This is a genomic window from Pseudogracilibacillus sp. SO30301A (genome assembly GCF_037072025.1).
GTDB lineage: Bacteria > Bacillota > Bacilli > Bacillales > Amphibacillaceae > Pseudogracilibacillus.
Genome location: NZ_JAXHDD010000092.1, coordinates 1 through 9,112 on the forward strand (window position 1 = coordinate 1; position 9,112 = coordinate 9,112).

A 9,112-nucleotide genomic window follows, 5' to 3' on the forward strand; every position below is an offset into this window, starting at 1 on the left:
GTCGAGTCATTTTTCAAGACGTCGAGTCGATTTCAAACATGTCGAGTCATTTTTCAAGACGTCGAGTCGATTTCAAACATGTCGAGTCATTTTCCAAGACGTCGAGTCGATTCAGAACATGAGGAGTCGTTTCGCAATATATACCTTTTCCTGAGATACGGAGCTGATCATATAGACTTTTACGTCACAGTTTATGGAAATGATCAATTATTTTAAAAAATTCGATGAAGAATCTAAACTAATTCAAACTTCAACTGAGGAATTTGAGTAAAATTTTGAATTGTTTTCATTAAATGAGTTTTATATATGCTTATTTTTTGTTGAAAAAGTAACTTTTTAGTAGAATTATTATATTTTTTTTACAAAATGGTGACATGGATTGGTTGTATACATAGCATGTTGTCCAGGCTAAGTGTTGATACACTTGTGATTGTAATTGTCAGAAAATACACTTTCCATGTAATGAGACTGTAAAGTATTCGTAACCGTACTGATTTTGACTTAGCCTTCGATATTACCATATAATTGGTAGCGAAATAAGGAGGCTGAAATATGCAAAATATACTTAAACCATTATTGGCTGTAAAATCCAAATCGGGATACTCCATTTTTACGGCAATATTGGTAACCTTGTTTTCAACGTGGGTTATATTTGATGCAACAAAAGCCGAAGTAGTAATCGCAGCAGATGGAGAAGTTCAAGTTGTAAAGACGCATAAGACAACTGTCGGCGAGCTGCTAGAAGAAGTTGGAATACAAGTGGGAGAATATGATGAACTCTCACATGCAGAAAATGCAGAAGTATTCGATGGTATGAAAATTAATTTTGACACAGCTAAAGAGGTTCTTTTAACAGTTGATGGAGAAACAGATGTACATAACACAACAGCTGAAACAGTCGGTGAATTTCTTCAAGAAGTAGACCTTGATATTTCCGAACATGATAAACTCTCGCCCAGTGATATGACCGAGATAAAGGAAGGATTGGAAATTAAGGTAGATAAAGCATTTAAGGTATTAGTAAATGACGGAGGAAAAGAAAAAGAATTTTGGACTACTGGCGGAACTGTAGAAGAACTATTGGACAAAAATAATATAAAAATCAAAAAGACAGATAAGGTAAAACCTGGTTTAGCTGAAGAAGTAACAGAAGATATGGAAGTATCCATTATCCACGTTGAAAAGGAATCCCTAGAGATAGAAGAAAGCATCCCTTTTGAAACTGAAGAGCAAGAAGACTCTTCATTAGAAAAGGGTACTACAAAAACTATTTCTGAAGGAACAGAGGGAAAAGTACTTAAGATATACGAAGTTACAAAGGAAAACAAAGAAGAAGTAGAACGAGAACTAATCGAGGAAAAAGTGTTAGAAGAAAGTAAAAACAAAGTAGTGGCAGTTGGAACGAAAGAGGTTCAAAAAGAAGAAACTACTAAGACTGCTGTAAAAAATTCTTCAAATGAATCGTCATCGAATGAATCATCATCGAATGAGTCATCATCGAAAGAATCATCCGAACCAAAAAATGACGGTAAAGTATTCACGGTAGAAGCTACCGCTTATTCGGCAGATTGTTCTGGTTGTTCCGGTGTTACTGCTACTGGAATTAATATTAAACAAAGTCCAACACCAAAAGTGATTTCCGTTGATCCTAATGTTATTCCATTAGGTTCCAAAGTTTGGGTTGAGGGGTACGGAGAGGCAATCGCTGGTGATACAGGTGGAGCAATTAAAGGAAATAGGATCGATGTCCTTGTAAGTTCTGATTCCGAAGCAAAGAACTGGGGTCGTAAAACAGTTCAAGTAAAAATTTTAAACTAATACATTTTAAAAAATACTCTTGTCAGAGCTCTGGCAAGAGTATTTTATATTGAAATTATCCATAAATAATTAATCCGACATAGACTAATGATAATATCAACAATCTCCAATAAATTACGTTATAATGGAGCAAAAAGAATCGAAAGAGGAACGTATAGTGAAAATTAAAGAGGTAATTGTGGTAGAAGGTAAAAGTGATACAACAAAAATAAATCAAGCAGTACATGCTGATACAATTGAAACGAATGGTTCAGCAATTAATCAGGAGACATTAGAATTAATTAAGCTTGCAAATAATAGGCGTGGCGTGATTGTTTTTACTGACCCTGATTACCCAGGTCAGCGTATTCGTAATATAATTGAAAAGGAAATACCTAATTGTAAGCATGCATTTTTACCAAAAGAAAAAGCAAGATCCACATCATCGAATAAGAGTGTCGGGATTGAGCATGCATCGGTAGCAGATATCCAAGCAGCGCTCCAAAACGTATATGAAGTAACCCTTTTGGAAAAGAGCGATATTGAAAAAACAGATTTGCTTCAATATGGATTAATTGGTGCAAGTAATTCGAGGGAGAAAAGAGAGCTTCTCGGAAACCTCCTTCACATAGGGTTTACAAATGGAAAACAATTATTAAAAAGGCTTCATATGTTACAAATTTCTAAAGATGAATTAGATTGGGCAATGCAGCATATACTAGAAAGAGGACGAGACGATGACTAAAGATTTTATTGCAACTCCTAACCGAACGAAAGAAATTTTAAGAAAATATGGATTTTCATTTAAAAAAAGCCTGGGACAAAACTTTATAATTGACTCAAATATATTACAAAAAATGATTCATGCAGCAAAAATTGATAAAATGTCTGGTGTCATAGAAATAGGTCCCGGGATCGGTTCTTTGACAGAACAACTTGCATTGGCTGCAAATAAAGTTATTGCATTTGAAATTGATCAACGTCTACTGCCGGTATTACAGGATACCTTAGCAGCGTATACAAATATCAAAATAATTCATCAAGATATTTTAAAAGCAGACTTACATAAAACAATTAAACAATATTTCACATCAAATCTGTCGCTTCATATTGTAGCAAACTTACCTTACTATATTACTACCCCGATATTAATGAACATTTTACAACAACAAATACCTGTTGAACGAATTACTGTTATGCTGCAAAAGGAAGTGGCCGAGCGAATGGCTGCCGGTCCAAATACTAAGGAATATGGCTCATTATCCATAGCAGTACAATATTATACGGAAGCGCATATAGTAATGGATGTTCCAAAAACAGTGTTTATTCCACAACCAAACGTGACTTCAAGTGTATTGCAATTAGTTAAAAGGGATTCTCCCCTTGTTCAGGTAACGGATGAACAATTATTTTTCTTTATTGTTCAAGCGAGTTTCAGGCATCGACGAAAAACGTTAAGAAATAATTTAATCAATTCTTTTAAGGATAGATATCCCGTTGATCGTATCACCAATGTTTTAGAACGAACAGAAATAGACGGGGGGAGAAGAGGAGAATCTTTAGCCATTCAGGAGTTTGCCCTATTAGCAAACCAATTTTCTGAAGCGGAATTTAAGCTTTGAGAGACTATCCTTATTAGAATAGTCGAATTAAAAGTTAAAAGGAAGTGACTAAACCTGTTGATTTTTGTTTATCATCCTGTTATAATTGAATGTTTTATTTGACTAATAAACAAGCTTATGGTAAGATAATATACAGTGAGGTGGAGTCCTAGTGAAAACAATAATGGAAATTAAAAAAGGTCTTGAAGGACAAATTGGTAAACGTTTGAAGTTAACTGCCAATGGAGGCAGACGGAGAACGGTTATCAGGTCAGGAGTTTTATCGGAGACATATCCTTCTGTTTTTGTTGTAGAACTAGACAAAGATGAAAATGCATTTGAACGTGTATCTTACAGTTATGCTGATGTTTTAACAGAAGCAGTAGAAATTAATTTTATAGATGATAGAAGCCAAGCGGCAGGAGAGTAGTAAACAGCATTGTTTACTACTTTTTTGATACGGGGAAATTTTTGTATTAAGGAGGATGTTCAAAAAGTCCGGTAAAAATGACACTGCGAATTTCTTCGTTGGCTTTTCCGCTCCTTACGTAAATTCATACGCTCCGTTGCCGGGAGCTACGCTCATTAATAAGCTTTCACTTATCGAATGTTTTTGAAAAATTTAACACGTTTTTTTATTAAAAATAAGTAAAGAATATAAATGTCGTAAGAAGTCTTAACCGGAAAGGAGATGCTCTTTCATGGCCAGACGCCGCGGAATTATGTCAGACCAATTGAAAGAAGAAATTGCCAAAGAGTTAGGTTTTTACGACACTGTTAAAAAAGAGGGATGGGGCGGAATAAGAGCTCGAGATGCAGGTAATATGGTAAAGCGTGCAATTGAAATGGCAGAAGAAAATATGCAAAATAAAGGCAGACCCTAAAGGGTTTGTCTTTTTTTATGGAAAAAAGTATAAATCCTTTCTTGACTTGAACTGGCTAAAACGTGACGTCCTGGGACTGCGCTCACTCGTCCCATCGAACTAGCATTTGCACACATGTCCCACCAATATGTCAGTACTAGCAACACGTCAATAGGCGTAACCGCAACTAAGTTATTCATCGTAAAGGTTTGCACTCCCGAAACATAAGAGCAGCATCACCTCTGTCTTTCGCCATTACGGCTCTTTAGGTAGGTCGGCCAAGAACAATCTTTTTAGACGAACGTAGGCATACGCTTAGTGATGAGGGCTTGTTTTCTTTAACGAGTGCCAAGTTTTCTAATGATTTTATCATGATTTGGAATAGATCGCTCGTTGTGAACTTTCATTTTCCGTAAATAAAACTTAAAATAATCATAAATAAAAAGCGATGTTTATTTAAAAGATGTATTCAGTCTGTTATTATATGTGTGGGGGAGGCGAGTAAATGGCTAATAGGAATAATTTTTCAAAAAGTCAGTTTGATCGAATGAAGCGACTTAGTAAACGATTTTCAATGACAGTTGGTATTGTTATTTTCTTAATTGTAATTTCGTATATTGGATTTCAATTATTTACGGAATATATATGGATGGATACGCTTAACTTTGGAGAAATTTACACAACTATTTTATATAGCAAGGTACTTTTAGGTGTATCAGGTTTTATCTTATTTTTTATTTTAACTTTTTTAACGTTATATTGGATTCGTTTAAGTTATATGAATCATTTTAGCCCTGTGCAATTACCTAGTTTTGTGGCAAAAGGGAAAATTGCTTACTTAATTATGGGAGCTTCTGCAGCTTTTATAGGTCTTATTGGTAGTTTAATAGTTCAGGGGCTTGGCTGGGAACCGGCCTTAAAATTTATTAATCACACTTCATTTAATAAAGTTGATCCATTTTTCGGTATGGATGTTTCATTTTATATTTTTACATTGCCGTTTATTGAATTTGTTTTATATACATTGCTAAATTTGTTTATTTTCTTTTTAATTATTGAAATCGGTGCATACTCTGCTTTTCATATGTACCGAATGAGTCGTCATGCGCAAATTCATTTAGCAGCGACCTTTAGCTTAGTTGGGATATTCCTTGCTGGCATTCATCTTTTAGGACGTTATAATACTTTATTAACTAATCAAGTCAATTTATTTCAAAAAAGTGTTGTCCATGGACTTAGCTATACAGATCAACTAATTAATGTTCCGAAATCATACGTATTAGCAGCAGTTGCAATTATTATGGTCGTTTGGGTTATTATCTCCGTTTTTAGAGGGAATATACAATCAAGTATTAAGCCGATTGTTATTTATATAACTTTCTTGTTGATAGGCCAAGTTGCTTCTGTTGTCGTGCAGAACTTTATTGTTTCGCCAAATGAATTTACTAGAGAAGAACCTTATTTAAAACATAATCTTGAATTTACCAGAGCAGCGTATGGGTTAGATAGTATTGAAGTAAAAGAAAATCCTGGAAATGCCTCTCTAGATGCAGATATGATTGAACGAAATCAATTAACCCTTGATAATGTTCGATTGAATGATTCTAGACCTTTACTTGATATTTATAACCAGCTGCAAACTTTCCGGACCTATTATAAATTTAATGATATGGATATGGATCGATACAAAATTGATGGTGAATACGAACAGGTTTTCGTCGGTGCTCGTGAACTGAGTACGAATGATCTTCCAGTACAGGCACAAACTTGGGTAAACAAGAACCTACGTTATACACACGGGTACGGACTTGCGATGAGTCATGTTAATAAAGTAACATCTCAAGGGCAGCCTGAATATATGTTACGGAATATACCAGTCGACGGTATGTTAGATGTTACGAGACCACAAATATACTTTGGAGAAGAACCTTATCCAAATGTTATTGTAAATTCCAAAGTAGATGAGTTTGATTATCCTACAGGAGAAGAAAATGAAACGAATCGTTATGAGGAAGATTTAGGTATTCCCCTTCAAGGGATAAATAAGCTTTTATTTGCCATTAAAGAAGGATCATTCCGTATTCTTGTTTCAGATCAACTAACAAATGAAAGTCAGTTATTAAAAACTAGAAACATTAAAGAACGTGTGAATAAAATTGCTCCGTTCTTTCAGTACGATGATGATCCTTATATTATAATTCGCGAAGATGGAACATTGGCGTGGATTATTGATGCATATGTAAGTGCGGAAAATTATCCTTATTCCGAAAGTTATCGAGGTAACAAGAACTATATTCGAAACTCTGTAAAAGTAATGATTGACGCTTATTCAGGGGAAGTTAATTTCTACATTGTTGATCCAGAAGATCCATTAATTCAAACATATGAAAACATTTTTCCAAATTTATTTACCGAAGAAATACCGGAAGACGTAAAAGAACATTTCCGTTATCCTGTAGACATGTTTAAAATCCAGACAGCGATGTACGGTACGTATCATATGTCTAACCTAGAAGTATTTTATAATCGGGAAGATTTTTGGCAATTCCCGACTGAAAAATATTTTGATAAGGATATTGAAATGGATCCGTATTATATTACGATGAAATTACCTGAAAGCGACGATGAAGAGTTTATTTTAATGATGCCTTATACACCAAAAAATAGACAGAATATGATTTCTTGGATAGGTGTCAGAAATGATGGAGACAATTATGGCGAAATTTTTGTTTATCGTTTTCCAAAACAAAAAAATATCTACGGTCCGCAACAGATTGAAAACCGAATCAATCAGGACAGTGTTATTTCCCAGCAATTAAATTTATGGTCACAAGGTGGATCAAAAGTGATCCGAGGTAATTTACTCGTTATCCCGATAGAAGACACCGTTCTATATGTTGAACCGGTTTATATTGAGTCATCCAATGAAACTTCTTTACCGGAAGTAAAGCAAGTAATTATGGCTTATGAAGATCATATTGTAATGGAAGAAACGTTTGATAAGTCATTAGAGAAAATTTTAAGCTATATTGATGGCGATATTACACCACCAGAATCTACAGAAGAAACGCCTGAAGCTGAATCAGAAGGTGATAAAGAACAATCGGAGCCAATTTTAAATGCCGAAGAAATGTTGGAGGAAATCGGCGATCTCTTTGAAGCTTACCAAATAGCTCTTTCTGATGGAGATTGGGCAAAAGCCGGTGAAATCATGGAAGAATTAGAGAAGAAGTTGAAATAAAATAGACCAGCATTTAAAACATCCCGTATCTATTCATGCGGGATGTTTTTACATATAGTTGCAGAAACACGGATAAAGGTGCTATATTAAGAGTTGAATATTCGGTTTTGAGGTGAATGTATGAAACGAAGCGATCGATTAGTAGGCCTGACCAACTATTTTATAAACCACCCGAGAAAGCTAACGCAATTAACTTATTTTACAGATAGGTTCCAAGCATCGAAATCATCTATAAGTGAAGATCTTGATATTATAAACGACATGTTTGAAAAAGAAGGTATTGGCTCTTTAGAACGTTTAGCAGGTGCGGCAGGTGGAACACAATATGTTCCGAAGTTCGATAAAGAAAAAAGTCTTTCATTTATTAAGAAAATATGCAAGGAATTGCAAGACCCGTCCCGTATCTTACCGGGCGGTTATTTATATATGAGTGATTTGTTAGGTAGTCCTAGTATTTTAAAAGAAATAGGCAAAGCTTTCGTTTCTGCTTTTTACGATAAAAAAATTGATGCTGTCGTCACTGTCGAGACAAAAGGAATTCCGATTGCGTATGCGATAGCTGAATATTTAAATGTCCCGGTCGTTATTATTAGGCGTAATATGAGAGTGACGGAAGGATCATCTGTTAGTATTAATTATGTTTCAGGTCGCTCCCAACGAATTCAAACAATGGTATTACCTAAAAGAAATTTACAAGAAGGATTAAATGTATGTATCATTGACGATTTTATGAAAGCCGGTGGAACGGTTACTGGAATGATAAGTTTACTGGAAGAGTTTAATGCTACTGTTGTCGGAATAGGGGTATTTGCTGAAGCTAAGGACGAGGAAGATGAACGAATTATTAATGAGTATATTTCATTAGTAAAGGTAGCGAATGTGGATGCGAAAAGTAAACGAATTGATGTAAGTATAGGCAGTTTTTATAACAAGTAAATATATAAATACCTAATCCTGCAAAATATTTAAAGTATTTTTAATATTATGCAGGACTTTTTAATTTTATGTTGAATTAATAATACAAGCTCTAAAATTATAAGAGGTGGTGAAAAAAGTGGAAGTAACTGATGTCCGATTACGACGTGTTAGCGCAGAAGGAAAAATGCGGGCAATTGCTTCAATAACATTCGATGATGAATTCGTAGTCCATGATGTGAGAATCATTGATGGTAATAATGGTCTATTTGTGGCTATGCCATCTAAACGTACATCAGACGGAGAATTCAGAGACATTGCTCACCCTATAAATTCTAAAACGCGTGAAAAAATTCAAGAAGCTGTTTTAAAAGAGTATGAATCTAGAGAAGAATCAGGATCAAATGTTTTACATTACGAAGGTGCTGGTGCATCATAATAATGATTGAATAGCAAAAGACTAATTTTATTTAAGAAATTAGTCTTTTTTGTGTTAAAAAAGAGGATTTTACCCATAAACTGTGACATAAGGCACTGCTTATTAATAAATCGATACGGATCGACTCGACATGTTGGAAAAAGACTCGCCGTTTTCCATGACTCTAACCCAAAACGGTCACGATTAACATCGAAACATGCCCGTTTTCCATGTCTCTAACCCAAAACGGTCACGATTAACATCGAAACATGCCCGT

The 9,112-nt window shown here is 34.8% G+C and carries 8 protein-coding genes; all 8 read left to right on the forward strand.

Going from position 1 to position 9,112, the window contains the following annotated elements:
* Positions 1–552 precede the first annotated feature (552 nt).
* The 8 genes from SPD89_RS21935 (at position 553) to spoVG (ending at position 8,856) form a co-directional block, all read left to right on the forward strand.
* Positions 553–1,818, forward strand: a complete 1,266-nt coding sequence (locus SPD89_RS21935; protein ID WP_336264067.1) for a ubiquitin-like domain-containing protein — start codon at positions 553–555, stop codon at positions 1,816–1,818.
* 157 nt (positions 1,819–1,975) lie between these two features.
* Positions 1,976–2,542 (forward strand): ribonuclease M5, encoded by a 567-nt coding sequence (gene rnmV / locus SPD89_RS21940; protein WP_336264068.1) that lies wholly within the window; start codon positions 1,976–1,978, stop codon positions 2,540–2,542.
* Complete coding sequence (rsmA, locus tag SPD89_RS21945) at positions 2,535–3,419, forward strand: 16S rRNA (adenine(1518)-N(6)/adenine(1519)-N(6))-dimethyltransferase RsmA (protein ID WP_336264069.1); 885 nt, start codon at positions 2,535–2,537, stop codon at positions 3,417–3,419. Before rnmV ends, rsmA begins: the two co-directional genes overlap by 8 nt.
* 163 nt (positions 3,420–3,582) lie before the next feature.
* A complete protein-coding gene (locus tag SPD89_RS21950; protein ID WP_336264074.1) occupies positions 3,583–3,828 on the forward strand; it encodes a Veg family protein in 246 nt (81 codons plus the stop codon).
* 271 nt (positions 3,829–4,099) lie between these two features.
* Positions 4,100–4,282, forward strand: a complete 183-nt coding sequence (locus SPD89_RS21955; RefSeq protein ID WP_336264070.1) for a small, acid-soluble spore protein, alpha/beta type — start codon at positions 4,100–4,102, stop codon at positions 4,280–4,282.
* Between the two features lie 484 nt (positions 4,283–4,766).
* Positions 4,767–7,502, forward strand: coding sequence for a UPF0182 family membrane protein (locus SPD89_RS21960; RefSeq protein ID WP_336264071.1), 2,736 nt, complete (start codon positions 4,767–4,769; stop codon positions 7,500–7,502).
* A 120-nt stretch (positions 7,503–7,622) separates the two neighbouring features.
* Entirely contained in the window at positions 7,623–8,438 is an 816-nt protein-coding gene (gene purR, locus SPD89_RS21965) for a pur operon repressor (RefSeq protein ID WP_336264072.1), read from the forward strand.
* A 118-nt stretch (positions 8,439–8,556) separates the two neighbouring features.
* The gene (gene spoVG, locus SPD89_RS21970) at positions 8,557–8,856 is read left to right on the forward strand and encodes a septation regulator SpoVG (RefSeq protein WP_336264073.1); all 300 of its coding nucleotides are present in this window, start codon (positions 8,557–8,559) and stop codon (positions 8,854–8,856) included.
* Positions 8,857–9,112 lie beyond the last annotated feature (256 nt).

Coding starts and splice junctions, on each gene's coding strand:
- SPD89_RS21960 (WP_336264071.1), top strand. CDS start 4,767: ATGGCTAATAGGAATAATTTTTCAAAAAGTCAGTTTGATCGAATGAAG.
- purR (WP_336264072.1), top strand. CDS start 7,623: ATGAAACGAAGCGATCGATTAGTAGGCCTGACCAACTATTTTATAAAC.
- SPD89_RS21935 (WP_336264067.1), top strand. CDS start 553: ATGCAAAATATACTTAAACCATTATTGGCTGTAAAATCCAAATCGGGA.
- SPD89_RS21950 (WP_336264074.1), top strand. CDS start 3,583: ATGGAAATTAAAAAAGGTCTTGAAGGACAAATTGGTAAACGTTTGAAG.
- rsmA (WP_336264069.1), top strand. CDS start 2,535: ATGACTAAAGATTTTATTGCAACTCCTAACCGAACGAAAGAAATTTTA.
- SPD89_RS21955 (WP_336264070.1), top strand. CDS start 4,100: ATGGCCAGACGCCGCGGAATTATGTCAGACCAATTGAAAGAAGAAATT.